Genomic DNA, 15,135 nt, shown 5'->3' with positions numbered 1-15,135 from the left:
GCCTGCTCGGTGTGCACCGGCGTGGGGCGCGAACACAATAGAAGAGGCCGACATCGCTGTCGGCCTCTTTGGGTTTTCACCTGGGTGAAAGGGGCTGGTTATTCGTCTTCAAGGGCCCAGCGACGGGAGCGCTCCACCGCTTTCTGCCAGCCGCGATAGCGCTTGTCCCGATCCGCGTGATCCATCTGGGGGATGAATTCGCGATCGACGCTGAACTTGTCTTGCAGCTCGTCGGAGCTCTTCCAGAAGCCCACGGCCAGACCGGCCAGGAAGGCGGCGCCCATGGCGGTGGTCTCGATCCGGGTCGGACGCACCACTGGGGTGTGCATCATGTCGGACTGGAACTGCATCAGGAAGTCGTTGGCCACGGCGCCGCCGTCTACCTTCAGGGCCGCCAGCTTGATGCCGGAGTCCTGCTGCATGGCATCCAGCACGTCGCGGCTCTGGTAGGCGATGGATTCCAGCGCGGCGCGGATGATGTGGTTGCGGTTCGCGCCACGGGTCAGGCCGACCATGGTGCCACGAGCGTATGGGTCCCAGTAAGGGGCGCCCAGACCGACGAAGGCCGGCACCAGGTAGACGCCGTTGGTGTCACCCACCTTGGAGGCGAAGTAGTCGGTGTCGCGGGCATCGTGGATGATCTTGAGCTCGTCGCGCAGCCACTGGATGGTGGCGCCGCCCATAAACACGGCCCCTTCCAGCGCGTAGTTCACCTCGCCTTTAGGACCGATGGCGACCGTGGTCAGCAGGCCGTTGTGGGAGCGAACCGGTTCGGTACCGGTGTTCATCAGCATGAAGCAGCCGGTGCCATAGGTGTTCTTGGCCATGCCTTTCTCGAAGCACAGCTGGCCGAACAGGGCGGACTGCTGGTCACCGGCGATGCCGGCGATGGGGATACGGGTGCCGCCGCCACGGGTGGTGTAGCCATAGACCTCGGAGGAGGGTTTGACTTCCGGCAGCATGGACATGGGGATGCCGAGCTCGTCCAGCATCTTTTCATCCCACTTCAGATCGCGGATGTTGTAGAGCATGGTGCGAGATGCGTTGGTCGGATCGGTGACATGCACCTCGCCGTTGGTCATCTTCCACACCAGCCAGGTGTCGATGGTACCGAACAGCAGCTCGCCGTTGATCGCCTTCTCGCGGGCCCCTTCCACGTTGTCGAGGATCCATTTCACCTTGGTGCCGGAGAAGTAGGCATCCAGCACCAGACCGGTGTTCTCGCGCACATAGTCTTCCAGACCGCGGGCCTTGAGCTCTTCGCAGATGGCGGCGGTGCGGCGGCATTGCCAGACGATGGCGTTGTAGACGGGTTTGCCGGTGGCTTTTTCCCACACTACGGTGGTTTCACGCTGGTTGGTGATGCCGATGGCGGCGATCTGCTCGCTGTGCAGGCCGGTCTTGGCCAGCACCTCGGTGAACACGGAAGACTGGGTGGCCCAGATCTCCATGGGATCGTGCTCGACCCAACCCGCCTTGGGGTAGTGCTGGGTGAACTCGCGCTGGGAGGTCGCGACTATATTGGCGTCCTGATCAAACACGATGGCACGGGACGAGGTGGTGCCTTGATCCAGGGCGACGACATATTTCTTTTCAGCAGACATGATGTTCTCCACGTTTTAGGGGGCCACTCTTATGCGGCGGCTTTGTCTTTAGCGAGTAGGTCGGCTTGCTCGGTGGCGGCAACACGGTTGCCCGGCACGCAGGGAGCCAATACTTTCACATAGAGGGCGGTTCCCAGCTGGGCGCCGACGATGGGGCCGAGGATGGGGACCCAGAAGTAGGGATTGTCACGACCGCCGGTCAGGGCCACATCACCCCAGCCTGCGACGAAGGCGAACAGTTTGGGGCCAAAATCACGGGCCGGGTTCATGGCAAAGCCGGTCAAGGGGCCGAGGGAGGCACCGATCACCGCGATCAGGATCCCGATCAGCAGGGCGGCGGCGAAACCTTTGGGGGCGCCGTTGTTGTTGTCACCCAGCGCCATGATGCCCAGCATCAGTACGGCGGTGATCACCATCTCGACCGCGAACGCCTGCATGTTGGAGAGCAGTGCATTGGGGTAGGTGGAGAAGATGCCGGCGGTGCCGAGGCTCTCGACGCTGCCGCGCACCACGTTGTGGGTCAGTTCCCACTGGGTGAAAAGGTTACCATAGAGGAAGTAAACCAAGGCGGCGGAGCAGAAGGCGCCCGCGACCTGAGCGATGATGAAGGGCACGACTTTGCGCTTGTCAAAGCCAGCGAAGGTCATCAGCGCCAGGGTAACGGCCGGGTTCAGGTGGGCACCAGAAATGCCGCCGGTGACATAGATGGCGATGGCGACGCCCAGACCCCAGGTAATGGAAATTTCCCATTGTCCGAAGTTGGCACCGGCCAGCACCAGGGCTGCCACACAACCGACGCCGAAGAAGATCAGCAGGCCGGTTCCGATAAACTCGGCGATGCACTCGCCAAGCAGGGTATTGGGTCTTTGTATGCTCATAACTTGTTATTCCTTATATCCACCCAGAGTAGGTTTGATGTTCCATCTCGTTATCGTTCAGTTCCATTTGTTGCGTCCGCAAACGTTTCTTCTTGTTTTTTGAGCCAGCGCAAACGTTATGTTCGTTTTCGCTCGTTCTTGGACGAGAGAGAAAATAAACCTTCTGTATCAATTCACCATACCCCTGCCACAGGAAATGTGGACAAGATCCCACTCATTGCTAAGAAAATGTGACGAAAAGCAACTTGCGCAGAACTAGATACCACCAATGGGGTATGTGAAAGCCGTGCTGTATAAGGGCTTGCGCTCAATGTGCCCTCACTCCTCCGATGACTTTCTCTGTAATAAAACTGCAATATTTCCGCCTACATCACAGATTAAATGTTCACATGTGAGCACAATAGGCTCGCTTGCGAATCGGGACTCATCTGGTTTGTCTGCACGAACGGGGCACCCTCAACCGCCCATAACAACAATAAGGAAGCAAACATGCTTAGTCTCTTCAGGCCAGCACCCCACATCGACCGGCTACCCGCCGACAAGGTCGATCCCTTCTACAAGCGCATGCGCTGGCAGGTGTTTTTCGGGATCTTCTTCGGTTATGCCGGCTACTACCTGGTACGCAAAAACTTCAGCCTGGCCATGCCCTATCTGATAGAGCAGGGGTTCTCCCGCGGCGATCTGGGCCTGGCCCTGTCCGGGGTCTCCATCGCCTACGGTCTGTCCAAGTTCCTGATGGGGAACGTGTCGGATCGCTCGAACGCGCGCTACTTCCTCTCCGCTGGCCTGCTGCTCTCGGCCGGTATCATGTTCATGATGGGGACCATGCACTGGGCCACCTCCAGCATCGCCATCATGTTCGTGCTCTTGTTCCTGAACGGCTGGGTGCAGGGCATGGGCTGGCCCCCCTGCGGCCGCACCATGGTGCACTGGTGGTCACAGAAAGAGCGGGGCGAGATCGTCTCGGTCTGGAACGTGGCCCACAACGTGGGCGGCGGCATGATAGGCCCGCTGTTCATCCTCGGGATGGGCTGGTTCAATGACTGGCGCAGCGCCTTCTATGTGCCGGCGGCTGCGGCTGCGGCCATCGCCGTGATCACCTTCTTCGTGATGCGCGACACCCCGCAATCCGTCGGCCTGCCCCCCATCGAGGAGTTCAAGGACGACTACCCGAAGGATTACAACGAGAGTCACGAACAGGAGTTCTCCGCCAAGGAGATCTTCATGAAGTACGTGCTGCACAACAAGCTGCTGTGGTACATCGCCATCGCCAACGCCTTCGTCTACCTCATCCGCTACGGCGTGCTGGACTGGGCGCCGACCTACCTCAAGGAAGCGAAAGACTTCAGCGTGGATCACTCCTCCTGGGCCTACTTCCTCTATGAGTGGGCGGGGATCCCGGGCACCCTGCTGTGTGGCTGGATCTCGGACAAGATGTTCAAGGGCCGCCGCGCCCCGGCCGGCATCCTGTTCATGGTGCTGGTGACCGTCGCCGTGCTGGTCTACTGGCTGAACCCGGCAGGCAACCCGAGCGTCGACATGATGGCGCTGGTGGCCATCGGCTTCCTCATCTACGGCCCCGTCATGCTGATCGGTCTCTATGCCTTGGAGCTGGCGCCGAAGAAGGCTGCCGGTACCGCCGCCGGCTTCACCGGCTTGTTCGGTTACCTGGGTGGCGCCGTGGCCGCCAACGCCATGCTGGGCTACACCGTCGACCACTTCGGTTGGGACGGTGGCTTCATGGTGCTGGTGGTTTCCTGCCTGCTCTCCATCGTGCTGCTGGCGATGACTCTCAAGCACGAGAACATCGCCGTCGCCGCCAAGGCCGCTGCCAATAAGGCATAAAACGTGATCCTGCCCTTATCGATCCGAAAAGGGATAAGGTAGACTGCCCAAGGCCCCGCATTGCCGGGGCCTTTTTTCGTCCCATCAGCGGAGTGCAAGCGTGAAGCAAACCCAACGACATCTGGAGATCCTGGACGTCCTGACGCGGCAGGGTTTCGTCTCGACCGACGATCTGGTGACCCATTTTGACGTCAGCCCCCAGACCATTCGCCGGGATCTGAACGATCTCGCCGAGCAGAACAAGATCCGGCGCCATCACGGCGGAGCCTCCCTGCATTCGAGTACGGTCAACACCGCATACAGCGCCCGCAAGGTCATGCAGCTCAAGGAGAAAGAGCGTATCGCCCGCGAGGTGGCTGCCAACATTCCCGACGGCTCCTCGCTCTTCATCGACATCGGCACCACCACCGAGGCCATCGCCCGCGCCCTGCTCGATCACCGCGAGCTGCGCATCGTCACCAACAACCTGAACGTCGCCAGCATCCTCACCGCCAAGGATGACTTCACCGTCATCATCGCCGGTGGCGAGATCCGCAACCGGGATGGCGGCATCGTCGGGGAGGCGACCCGCGACTTCATCGGCCAGTTCCGCATGGACTACGGCGTCATCGGCATCTCCGGCATCGACAACGACGGCTCCCTGCTCGATTTCGATTACCACGAGGTGAAGATTGCCCAGGCCATCATGGCCCACTCCCGCCAGGTGTTCCTGGCCGCCGACCACACCAAGTTCGGCCGCAACGCCATGGTCAACCTCGGTAACATCGACCAGATCCACGCCCTGTTCACGGATCAGGAGCCGCCGGAGCGGCTGATGCGGCTGATGTCCCAACATCAGATCGCCTGCCACGTCTGCTGACATCCAAGACTCCGCCAGCATCAGGCCGCCATAGGGCGGCCGCTTTTTTCCACTCAATACGCCCCGCCTTCTTCCCCCTTTGCCGTCGCGCCCTGGCATGGCAAGGGTGCCCGCCAGGGGGGGATCCCCCGCCCGCAGTGGCCACCGCCGGCATGCCGATCACCGATTGGCAGCATTTTTAGCATTGTCGGAACAATCCCGATCACATTCTCATCATAAAATGTTCGTTTATCATTTTTTCATGTTCTAATATGAGCGAAATCAAACATTGCCCACATGGCAAACACAAAATAAGAAAGTAGGTGAACATGAGCGAACATTATGATCTGGTCGTCGTCGGCGGCGGCATCAACGGGGTCGGCATTGCGGCAGATGCGGCGGGGCGGGGGCTGAAGGTGGCGTTGTTCGAGGCACAGGATCTCGCCTCGGCCACCTCTTCCAACTCCAGCAAGCTGATCCACGGCGGCCTGCGTTACCTCGAGCATTACGAATTCCGGCTGGTGAAAGAGGCGCTGGCGGAGCGGGAGGTGCTGCTCGGCATGGCCCCGCACATCGCCCGTCCCATGCGTTTCCGCTTGCCCCATCGCCCGCACCTGCGTCCGGCCTGGATGATCCGCGCCGGCCTCTTCCTCTATGACAACCTGGCCAAGCGCGACAAGCTCAAGGGCAGCTGTGGCGTGCGCTTTCTGCCGCAAGACGGCCTGAAAAACGGTATCAACAAGGGCTTCGAATACTCGGATGCCTGGGTCGATGATGCCCGTCTGGTGGTGCTCAACGCCATGATGGCCCGGGACAAGGGCGCCGAGGTGCAGACCCGCACCCGCTGCGTCAAGGCGGTGCGCGGCTCCAAGCACTGGACCCTGACCCTGGAGCGGGCCGGCGGCGAGCAGTTCAGCGTCACCTGCCGTGGCCTGGTCAATGCGGCCGGTCCCTGGGTCAAGACCTTCTACGACGAGAGCCTGCACGAGAAATCCCCGCGCGGTATTCGCCTCATCAAGGGCAGCCACATCATAGTGCCGCGCATCCACGAGCGCGAAGAGGCCTATATCCTGCAAAACGAGGACAACCGCATCGTCTTCGTCATCCCCTATCAGCAGGACTTTTCGCTGATCGGCACCACGGACGTGGAGCACAGGGGGGATCCGCGGGAGGCGAAGATCAGCAGCGCCGAGATCGAGTACCTGTGCAAGGTGGTCAACGGGCACTTCACCCGCCAGATAGCGCCCTCCGAGGTGATCTGGACCTATGCCGGGGTGCGCCCGCTCTGCGATGACGAGTCTGACTCACCCCAGGCGGTGACCCGCGACTACACCCTCGAACTGAGTGGTGAATCCGACGGCGCGCCCCTGCTCTCGGTGTTCGGTGGCAAGCTCACCACCTACCGCAAGCTGGCCCAGGCAGCCTGCAACAAGCTCAAGCCCTGGTTCCACCAGATGGGGGACGACTGGACCGCCAGCAGCCGGCTGCCCGGTGGCGAGTTCGACTGCTCCACCACAGAGCTGGCCCGCGCCTACATGCTCGAATTCGACTGGCTGGATGAGCGCGGCGCCCGCCGCATCGCCGAGGCTTACGGCAGTCATGCCCGCCTCTGGCTGCACGAGGAGCGTGGTCAGCACTTTGGCGCCGGCTTGTACGAGTCGGAGGTACGCTACCTGATGAGCCGCGAGTGGGCCTATTCCCTGGAAGACATACTGTGGCGCCGCAGCAAGCTGGGGCTGCGCCTGTCCGAGGCTGAGCAGCAACAGTTGCAAGCCTGGCTGGATCAACATCAGGCCTTGCCCAAGGCAAGCTGATGAAGAAGGCGGGCGGCCCTGGTCACCCGCCGTAAATCTGCAATAAACCTCTGCTATAACAATAACCTACATTCAAGCCGAAATAATAAACGGCACAATAACAAGAGCACAATCCATGAACAAACTTCCTCTCTCCCTGGTGGCCCTTGGCCTCGGGGCCGCCCTCGCATTGCCCGCCCTTGCCGCCGACGAAGGCAAGATAGTGATCGCCCACCGCGGCGCCTCCGGTTATCTGCCCGAACACACCCTGGCGTCCAAGGCGCTGGCCTACGGCATGGGGGCCGATTACCTGGAGCAGGATCTGGTGATGACCAAGGATGACCAGCTGGTGGTGATGCACGATCACTTCCTCGACGGCATCACCGACGTGGCCGAGCGCTTCCCCGGCCGGGCCCGCCCGGATGGCCGCTACTATGTGGTGGACTTCACCCTGGCCGAGGTGCGCTCCCTGCGTATGACGGAGCCGTTCCAGCTGGTGGATGGCAAGCAGGTGCCGGTCTATCCGGCGCGCTTCCCGCTGTGGCAATCCAGCTTCGAGATCCACACCTTCCAGGAGGAGATCGAGATGATCCAGGGGCTCAACAAGAGCACCGGCAAGCAGATTGGCATCTACCCGGAGATCAAGGCCCCCTGGCTGTTCCGCCATGAGGGCAAGGACATCTCCAGCGCCGTGCTCAAGGTGCTCAAGCAGTACGGCTACACCAATAAAGAGAGCAAGATCTACCTGCAGAGCTTCGATGCCGACGAGCTCAAGCGCATCGACACCGAGCTGATGCCTGCCTTAGGGATGGACTTGAAGCTGGTGCAGCTGATGGCCGAGACCGACTGGCACGAGACCATGGTCTACGACGCCAAGGGCAAGGCGACTCCCTACGACTACGACTGGATGTTCAAGCCGGGGGCCATGAAGACGATCGCCGCTTACGCCGACGGCATAGGCCCCTGGAAGCCGATGGTGGTGACCGAGCCGGGCACCCTCGGCAAGCCGGTGATCACCGGCATGGTCAAGGAGGCCCATGCCGCCGGCCTCAAGGTGCATCCTTATACCTTCCGCCAGGATCAGGGTCAGATCCCGGCCTATGCCAGGGACTTCACCGATCTGCTCAACATCTTCCTCTATCAGGCGGATGTGGACGGGGTGTTCAGCGACTTCCCGGACAAGGCGGTAGCCGTCATCAAGGCGCACGGCAAGGCATAAATAGAAGAAGAGAGCACGGGAACGCAAGCGGGGCCAGGTGCCCCGCTTTTTTATGCCCGAGAGAGGAGCAAGAAGATAACCAGTCGTCTGGACTCATGTGAATGATTTGATTGTAAATTTATGTTTACGATATTTTGTTCTTCGGAGGTTAGGGGTACCCGATTTTATGGCTGCCGAGGTCAATATGTTGGTCGTTTATTCACCTGTTGAGCCATTTCACCGCTAGTTTCACTTGATTGTTTGTTTTTCCTTGGTAAGGTGGGGGCGGTTGCGTAACAAAGCGCTGACTTGTGTAAACAATAAAATACACTCGGCGCAATTGGCTTAAATACAGTAGAGAGAATGAGAAAATGCAGAGAGATCCCCTGAACAACATCCATATCCAGTCCGAACAAGTGATGATCACGCCTGCCCAGCTCAAGGAGAAGTTACCCATCTCCGAGCGTGCGCTGGCTTTCGTGCAAGGGGCTCGCACCACCATCGCCGACATCATCCACCGTCGTGATCATCGCCTGCTGGTGATCTGTGGACCCTGCTCCATCCACGACATGGACGCCGCCAAAGAGTACGCAACCAGACTCAAAGCGCTGCATGATGCCTATCAGGATTCTCTCTACATTGTCATGCGGGTCTACTTTGAGAAGCCACGCACCACGGTCGGCTGGAAGGGCTTTATCAACGATCCGAACCTCGATGGCACCTTCGACGTGGAGCTGGGTCTGCACCGGGCCCGTGAGCTGCTGTGCTGGCTCGCCGAGCTGGAATTGCCGCTCGCGACCGAGGCGCTGGATCCCATCAGCCCGCAATACCTGGCGGAGCTGTTCTCCTGGTCGGCCATCGGTGCCCGCACCACGGAATCCCAGACCCACAGGGAGATGGCGTCCGGTCTCTCCATGCCGGTCGGCTTCAAGAATGGCACCGACGGCAACCTCGGTACCGCCATCAATGCGCTGCAGGCGGCCTCCAGCCCCCATGCCTTCATGGGCATCAACCAGCAGGGCCAGGTCGCCTTGCTGCAGACCCAGGGCAACCCGGACGGCCACGTGATCCTGCGCGGCGGCAAGCACCCGAACTACGACTCGGTCAATGTGTCCCTGGCGGAAGAGGCGCTGGAGAAGGCGGGCCTGCTGCCCGGCCTGGTGGTGGATTGCAGCCACGGCAACTCCAGCAAGGATCACCGCCTGCAACCCAAGGTGGCGGACAACGTCATCCACCAGATCCAGGAGGGCAACCGCTCCATTATCGGGGTGATGCTCGAATCCAACTTGCTGGAGGGCAACCAGTCCAGCGAGCAGCCCAAGGAGCAGATGCGCTACGGGGTTTCAATCACCGATGCCTGCATCGACTGGGACACCACCGCCGACTTGCTGGCCCGCTGCCATCGTCAGCTGGCGGCGCCACTTCAGGGCAGAACCGCGTCTTAAGCCGTGGTATCTTGTCATCATCTGGAGCAGGGGGCGCCACGGCCAACGGCGGTGGCGCCCTCCTGACATCTGTTGCAATCGATTGAATCACAAGGCGTCGCCGCCAGCGGCGCCAGCAAGGATTGGACATGGCTGAAGAATTGAATGCCTTGAGGGACAAGATTGATGCGGTGGACAGGCAGCTGATCGATCTGTTCGCCGAGCGCCTGGCCCTGGTGGGGGAGGTGGGGGAAGTGAAGAGCCGACACGGTCTGCCCATCTATGCGCCGGATCGGGAGGCGAGCATGCTGGCTCGCCGTCGCGCCGAGGCCGAATCCCTCGGGGTGCCCGGGGATCTCATCGAGGACGTGCTGCGCCGGGTGATGCGCGAGTCCTATATCCTGGAATCGGCCAGCGACAAGGAACATCACTTCAAGTGCATGAAGCCGACCCTCGGCAAGGTGGTGATCATCGGCGGTCAGGGCCAGCTCGGCCGGCTGTTCGGCCAGCTGTTCAGCCTGTCGGGCTACAGAGTCGAGAGCCTGGAGCAGGCCGACTGGCCACGGGCTGACGCCATCCTGGCCGGGGCCGGGCTGGTGATGGTGGCGGTGCCCATCGATGTCACCTGCCAGATCATCGACCGGCTCGGTGCGTTGCCCGGCGATTGCCTGCTGGTGGATGTCACCAGCGTGAAGGCACAGCCCCTGTCACACATGCTGGCGGTGCACAAGGGACCCGTGCTGGGGCTGCACCCCATGTTCGGACCGGACGTGGCGAGCCTCGCCAAGCAGGTGATCGTCTGCTGTCAGGGCCGGGACCCGGCCGCCAGTCAGTGGCTGCTGGATCAGATGACCATCTGGGGCGCACGGCTGCAGCAGGTGGAGGCCAAGGCCCACGACGAGGCCATGACCTTCATCCAGGCGCTGCGCCACTTTGCGACCTTCGCCTACGGTTGGCACCTCTCCCGGGAGCAGGCCAACCTGGATCGGCTGTTGACCCTGAGCTCTCCCATCTACCGGCTGGAGCTCGCCATGGTGGGACGGCTGTTTGCCCAGGATCCGCACCTCTATGCCGACATCATACTGTCGTCACCACAGAACCTGGCGATGATCCGCCGCTACTACCAGAACTTTGGCGAGGTGCTGGGGATATTGGAGCAAGGGGACAGGGCGGGTTTCATCGACGCCTTCGAACAGGTCTCCGGCTTCTTCGGCGAGCGGGCGGATGAGTTCCTGCGCGAGAGCCGCATGCTGCTGGCCCAGGCCAACGATCGCCGACAGCACGGCTGAGATTGAACGACATCTATACAAAAGGGGCCATCAGGCCCCTTTTTCGTTGCTGTTATGCTGATTGGTGCAGGCGCAGCAGAGGAAGACGCAGCTAAATTGTCATCATGGCAGCAGCTTGCCTTGCTCGAGGGACGGCAGTCGCAGCTCGGCCTCGTCCCAGCCAAGGGGTAGGGTCAGCAGCTGATCGATGAGCTCGCGGCGATCGGATTTCTCCAGATAGGCGAGGTAGAGCGGGCGGCTGAGCGGCTGCCCTCCTTCCACCAGATGCAGCCGTCCCTGCTCGAGGAAGGGGCTCACCATCCGTCTGGGCAGGTAGGCGGCGCCACCGTTGGCCAGCACGAACTGCAGCGCCATGCTGGCGGAGCTCGAATGCAGCACAGGCGTCTTCTGCAGGCTCTGCAAGCGACTGGATTGGGGCTCGAAGCTGGTGCCCCAGTCGAGGTGAATGTGCGGCATCTGCATCAGGCTGTCGGCGCTGGCGGCACTGTCCCGGCTCACCAGCACGAACACCAGCTCACCTATGGGGTGCAGGGCGATCTCGTCGATCTTGGTCGGCTCCGAGAGCAGGGCGAGATCGAGGGAGCGCTCCAGCAACTGGCGGCACAGGTGCTCGCGCGACGCGGTTTCGAGCCGCACCGCGAGGCCGGGGGCCAGCGCATAGACGTGATTGAGCCAGTCGTTGAAATCGAGCTCCCAGAACACCGCGGGGGCGCCGATGGCGAGCTGCTGACTGAAGCCGGGGGAGAGGGCCACGTCCTGCTTGGCGCGGCCTAGCGTGTGCAAGATGGCGTCTGCGTAGGGCAGCAGACGCTCACCGGAGGCGGTCAGGCGGATGTTGTTGCGATGACGGGCAAACAGGCTGACCCCGAGTTGCTGCTCAAGCTGGCGGATCCGAAAGCTCACCGCCGACTGGGTCAAGTAGAGATTCTCGGCCGCCCGGCCAAAGTGCCGGGTCTTGCTGACCTCGATAAAGGTCCGAAGCAGCTCGGTATCCATTAATCGAGGGACTCGTCGCTGCCACCGCCGCCACCACCGCTGCTTTCAAAACTGCCGCCCATGTCTTCGTTGGCGCCACCGGCGACGGTGCACAGACGATGCACCCGCTTGGGACCAATCACCTTCAGATACTTGAACCACACCTTGGCGTGGGGGTTGCTACCGGCGGCGCCAGACTTGACCTGCTCGATGAAGGCACTCTCCACCTCGTCGCGCGGAGCCTGGTTGCCCTGGTAGAGCGCCAGCATGACGGTGCCGTATTTTTCCAGACTGTCGGCTTCGGCCACGGTGAATTCGCCGCTGCGACGCAGGCCACGGGGAAAATGTTTGAAGTCATTGAAACGCTTGTCTGATTCGAAGCTCATAGTGCTCTTGTTCTGGTTAGTTTGACCTTTGCGGGCAAGTATCATCAGGCCGTCGCAGAGTGCAAAATCAATTTTTTTACTATGTTAATAAATATATTTCATCGAACTGGGTTTCGCTCATCCCGAAGGGGGATTTTGCGGTGAGTACCACAAAAAAGCCTGAAAAATAGTGGAGTTATGTCAGCTTCTGTAAAGGAAATGGCAGCATTGACGCACGAAAAACCCAAAAAATAAGGCGCCATGTGGCGCCTTATTTAGATGTTTATGAACAACTGTACCCGATCATCAGGCACTTATTCGATCATGGCTGGCTGCGCGAGGTTGTCGGCACGCCACAGACGATAGCGCACTTCATACTCTTGCGGCACATAGATGACGAACGGCAGCTTGGAGTTGTAGTTCACGAAGAAGCCCTGACCATAGATCTGGACGAAGGTATCTTTCTTCTGGCCATCCGGGCAGGCCATCAGGGTGCTGACGGGGCCGGAGACCTGGCCCAGGGTCAGGTAGTTGTAGCCCCAGCCCTTGACGCTGTGCTGTTCCAGGTTGCCGGCGAAGCGCGGCAGGTTGCAGTCGACCAGCATCTTCTTGCCGACCTGCAGTTCAACCATCATGTCGGCTTCATTCTCGACTTCCGGCAGACGGATCACGACACGTTCCTGGTTCACTTCGGCGGCGGGGAACATGCTGATATCAAATTTTTTCGGTTCGGCGGCGAAGGCATGGCCGCCCAATAACAAGGCGCCCAGCAGGCTAAAACGCAATACGGTTTTCATCTGTACCTCATGGGATTGCTTCAACGCCGCTAGACTAACCGCTCTGCCGTTTTCATGCCAGCGCTGCGGGGCGCAAAACCTGCCGTTACCGGCACACAATGACGTAATTTGATGCTTTTTTGACGGCTTGCCTCACAAACAGGCAACAGGGTAGGGGTCATGAGACCCCCACCCAGAGCCTCAACGCACCAGCAACACCTGCTTGGCCCAGGCGCTGGGGGCCCGCAGACCGACGGAGCCACTGGTGATGTCGAGATAGGCCACCGTCTTGCCCGCCGGGAAGGGGGTGGCGGACCAGAGATAGACGTAGCCATCGTTCACCTCTTTCCCGTCACCGGCCATGGCGCGGGGGAAGATGGTCTCGTTCAATGCCGGCTTGTAGCAGGCGGACTCCAGGATGCTGGTCAGCTCCTTGATGGTGGGCAGGCGCCAGTCCTGGTGGCCGCCGAAGCCATGGAGGGCGTGATTGGGCTCGGTGCGGATCCGCTCGGCGGTCAGCAGCGCCTGTTGCCAGTAGAGGCGGGTAGGCTCGCCACGGCAGCTGTTATTTTGCCAGGTCTGGCCCAGCTGGCAGCGCATCCAGGTGAGGCCGGAGGCCCGGTCCGTTACCGTGCCGTTGCCGTGATCGAGGAAACGGGAGCTGGGGCTGGTTCTGGGCATGTTGTCGTCGCAGATGGCGATGGCCAGTGCCAGCGGGCTGCACAGACCGAGCAGCAGGGTCAGGATAAACTTGTTCATCGGGTTACCTCGGCCACCAGGCGCAGTTGCAGGGCATTGGTGTCGTCAGGGGTTTGTACGGGGGTCGGGTAATCGCTGCCGGCATCCTCACCCCAGAAGAGCGGGGCAATGACGCTGAGCGGTGCGCTCTCGAGGCGACGGGACGGGGTCAGGGTCTGACTCCAGTAATAGCCATCGAAGCCATTGAACCCGGTGCCCAGATCGGGGAAGTAGCGCACATCCAGGGTCGCTATCTGGCCATCCTGCTGACTGAGGGAGCCAAAATGCTGCAGGCTCATCAGCTCCTGGGCCTGGGGCAGGCGCCAAGTCTGGATGCCGCACAGTTGCTGGCTGTTGAGCCACTGGCGGTATTGCTCGGTGGTGCAGATGGCCTCGCCGGCCGGGCAGGCGTAATCCAGCTCCTCCTGCAAGGGGTGGTAGTTGCCAAACTCCCAGGCGAAGGCTCGGTGCAGATCCCGCGGGCTGTCCGGGTCATCCAGCTTCTTCTCCCAGATAAGACCTGTGTTGAGATCCTCCACGCAGTCCCACTGAGTCGCGCTGTCCGGCAGTGGCTGCCCCTGGTTGTCGAGCTTGCGATAGCGCAAGGGGGACTGATTGAGACTGGCGTCCTGGCCCGGGTGATCTGCGGGTTCGCTGGTCAGCAGGTAGTCCACCCCGTCGCTGTAAGTGGTGACACCGCTGGCGGTGATCAGGGCTCTTGGCTGCTGTTGCAGTAAGACGGTGGTGAGTCTGGCCTGCAGGCTCTGCAGCTCGGGGCTGTTGGCAAAGTGCTGGCCGAGCTCGGGCAGCAGGGTGACCAGGCCCTGCCAGATCTGGCGTCGGCGCTCATCGGCAGAGAGCCCTGGCAGTATGCTGGTGTCATCGAGGCTGGCCAGCGCCAGCTCACCGAGGGCCTGGTTGAAGGCGGTCAGCTGAGCGAGGGCAGCGAGATCCTGGCCAGGCTGGAGCGGGGCCAGGGCCAGCAGCAGGTCGGCCAGCGCCTGGGCCGGCGGGATACCGTCGCCGATGCGGGTCTGCAACAGGCTGCTCAAGGGGGTGGGGGTGAGGCTCTGCCCATCCAGGCGCGCCGCCGGGTGGGTCAGGGTCAGGGCGGCCGGATCCCTTGGAATGAACAGCAAGGGGCTGGTCAGCAAGGCGGGGGAGTTGCCGCTCAGCTGACGGGCACCGGCGGCGCCACTGGCCTCGGGTTCGCCGGGGTCGCAGCTGTCGTTCTGGTTGAGGTTGACGCACAGGGTGCCCGCCTGGGGCAAATTGACCGTCAGGCGATAATCCGGCGCCGCCAGCGGCGCCTCATCCGTGCTGCCGCCACCACAGGCGGTGAGCAGGGGGGCCAGCAAACAGGCCAGCGGGGTCATTCTCATCTTCATTTATTGTCCTTGGAGGGGCCCTGG

Annotated in this window: 13 protein-coding genes; 6 read left to right on the top strand and 7 right to left on the bottom strand. The window is 61.3% G+C overall.

The genetic code is table 11. The features are described from left to right. Positions 1-98: 98 nt before the first annotated feature. Both glpK and BN1124_RS10840 read right to left on the bottom strand, forming a co-directional pair. A complete protein-coding gene (gene glpK / locus BN1124_RS10845; RefSeq protein WP_042641793.1) occupies positions 99-1,604 on the bottom strand; it encodes a glycerol kinase GlpK in 1,506 nt (501 codons plus the stop codon). A 29-nt stretch (positions 1,605-1,633) separates the two neighbouring features. Further along, positions 1,634-2,482, bottom strand: coding sequence for an MIP/aquaporin family protein (locus tag BN1124_RS10840; RefSeq protein WP_042641791.1), 849 nt, complete (start codon positions 2,480-2,482; stop codon positions 1,634-1,636). Between the two features lie 489 nt (positions 2,483-2,971). Here BN1124_RS10840 and glpT point away from each other — a divergent pair, with 489 nt between their 5' ends. From glpT to tyrA, 6 genes are all read left to right on the top strand, one after another. Further along, positions 2,972-4,327, top strand: a complete 1,356-nt coding sequence (glpT, locus tag BN1124_RS10835; RefSeq protein WP_042641789.1) for a glycerol-3-phosphate transporter — start codon at positions 2,972-2,974, stop codon at positions 4,325-4,327. Positions 4,328-4,427: 100 nt separating this feature from the next. Then, complete coding sequence (locus BN1124_RS10830) at positions 4,428-5,186, top strand: DeoR/GlpR family transcriptional regulator (protein WP_042641786.1); 759 nt, start codon at positions 4,428-4,430, stop codon at positions 5,184-5,186. A gap of 308 nt (positions 5,187-5,494) precedes the next feature. Beyond that, positions 5,495-6,979, top strand: coding sequence for a glycerol-3-phosphate dehydrogenase (glpD, locus tag BN1124_RS10825; RefSeq protein ID WP_042641784.1), 1,485 nt, complete (start codon positions 5,495-5,497; stop codon positions 6,977-6,979). A gap of 115 nt (positions 6,980-7,094) precedes the next feature. Then, positions 7,095-8,177 carry a glycerophosphodiester phosphodiesterase gene (gene glpQ, locus BN1124_RS10820; RefSeq protein WP_042641783.1) on the top strand — a complete coding sequence of 361 codons (1,083 nt, stop codon included), beginning with the start codon at positions 7,095-7,097 and terminating at the stop codon, positions 8,175-8,177. Positions 8,178-8,527: 350 nt separating this feature from the next. After that, positions 8,528-9,601, top strand: coding sequence for a 3-deoxy-7-phosphoheptulonate synthase (locus BN1124_RS10815; RefSeq protein ID WP_033131907.1), 1,074 nt, complete (start codon positions 8,528-8,530; stop codon positions 9,599-9,601). Positions 9,602-9,729: 128 nt separating this feature from the next. After that, positions 9,730-10,869 (top strand): bifunctional chorismate mutase/prephenate dehydrogenase, encoded by a 1,140-nt coding sequence (gene tyrA / locus BN1124_RS10810; RefSeq protein ID WP_042641781.1) that lies wholly within the window; start codon positions 9,730-9,732, stop codon positions 10,867-10,869. 102 nt (positions 10,870-10,971) lie between these two features. Here tyrA and hdfR read toward each other — a convergent pair whose 3' ends face one another. From hdfR to BN1124_RS10785, 5 genes are all read right to left on the bottom strand, one after another. Continuing rightward, positions 10,972-11,865 (bottom strand): HTH-type transcriptional regulator HdfR, encoded by an 894-nt coding sequence (gene hdfR, locus BN1124_RS10805; protein ID WP_042641779.1) that lies wholly within the window; start codon positions 11,863-11,865, stop codon positions 10,972-10,974. Next, positions 11,865-12,230 (bottom strand): MaoP family protein, encoded by a 366-nt coding sequence (locus tag BN1124_RS10800; RefSeq protein WP_042641777.1) that lies wholly within the window; start codon positions 12,228-12,230, stop codon positions 11,865-11,867. The genes hdfR and BN1124_RS10800 overlap by 1 nt, the downstream gene beginning before the upstream one ends. Positions 12,231-12,523: 293 nt before the next feature. Further along, on the bottom strand, positions 12,524-13,006 hold the full coding sequence (gene eco, locus BN1124_RS10795; protein ID WP_033131911.1) for a serine protease inhibitor ecotin: 483 nt from the start codon (positions 13,004-13,006) through the stop codon (positions 12,524-12,526). A gap of 180 nt (positions 13,007-13,186) precedes the next feature. Further along, the gene (locus BN1124_RS10790; protein ID WP_042641774.1) at positions 13,187-13,744 is read right to left on the bottom strand and encodes an Lcl C-terminal domain-containing protein; all 558 of its coding nucleotides are present in this window, start codon (positions 13,742-13,744) and stop codon (positions 13,187-13,189) included. Further along, entirely contained in the window at positions 13,741-15,111 is a 1,371-nt protein-coding gene (locus BN1124_RS10785; protein WP_042641773.1) for an Lcl domain-containing protein, read from the bottom strand. The genes BN1124_RS10790 and BN1124_RS10785 overlap by 4 nt, the downstream gene beginning before the upstream one ends. Between the last annotated feature and the right edge of the window lie 24 nt (positions 15,112-15,135).

Origin of the sequence: Aeromonas eucrenophila (genome assembly GCF_000819865.1) — a bacterium.
Taxonomy (GTDB): Bacteria; Pseudomonadota; Gammaproteobacteria; order Enterobacterales; family Aeromonadaceae; genus Aeromonas; species Aeromonas eucrenophila.
Note: the sequence above shows the minus strand (reverse complement) of the source record. Positions and strands in the feature narration are given on the sequence as shown.

What these genes read in the sequence shown, in the direction of transcription:
- eco (WP_033131911.1), bottom strand. Translation starts at nt 13,006, where the DNA reads ATGAAAACCGTATTGCGTTTTAGCCTGCTGGGCGCCTTGTTATTGGGC.
- glpT (WP_042641789.1), top strand. Translation starts at nt 2,972, where the DNA reads ATGCTTAGTCTCTTCAGGCCAGCACCCCACATCGACCGGCTACCCGCC.
- BN1124_RS10785 (WP_042641773.1), bottom strand. Translation starts at nt 15,111, where the DNA reads ATGAAGATGAGAATGACCCCGCTGGCCTGTTTGCTGGCCCCCCTGCTC.
- BN1124_RS10800 (WP_042641777.1), bottom strand. Translation starts at nt 12,230, where the DNA reads ATGAGCTTCGAATCAGACAAGCGTTTCAATGACTTCAAACATTTTCCC.
- BN1124_RS10790 (WP_042641774.1), bottom strand. Translation starts at nt 13,744, where the DNA reads ATGAACAAGTTTATCCTGACCCTGCTGCTCGGTCTGTGCAGCCCGCTG.
- BN1124_RS10840 (WP_042641791.1), bottom strand. Translation starts at nt 2,482, where the DNA reads ATGAGCATACAAAGACCCAATACCCTGCTTGGCGAGTGCATCGCCGAG.
- BN1124_RS10815 (WP_033131907.1), top strand. Translation starts at nt 8,528, where the DNA reads ATGCAGAGAGATCCCCTGAACAACATCCATATCCAGTCCGAACAAGTG.
- hdfR (WP_042641779.1), bottom strand. Translation starts at nt 11,865, where the DNA reads ATGGATACCGAGCTGCTTCGGACCTTTATCGAGGTCAGCAAGACCCGG.
- glpK (WP_042641793.1), bottom strand. Translation starts at nt 1,604, where the DNA reads ATGTCTGCTGAAAAGAAATATGTCGTCGCCCTGGATCAAGGCACCACC.
- tyrA (WP_042641781.1), top strand. Translation starts at nt 9,730, where the DNA reads ATGGCTGAAGAATTGAATGCCTTGAGGGACAAGATTGATGCGGTGGAC.
- glpD (WP_042641784.1), top strand. Translation starts at nt 5,495, where the DNA reads ATGAGCGAACATTATGATCTGGTCGTCGTCGGCGGCGGCATCAACGGG.
- glpQ (WP_042641783.1), top strand. Translation starts at nt 7,095, where the DNA reads ATGAACAAACTTCCTCTCTCCCTGGTGGCCCTTGGCCTCGGGGCCGCC.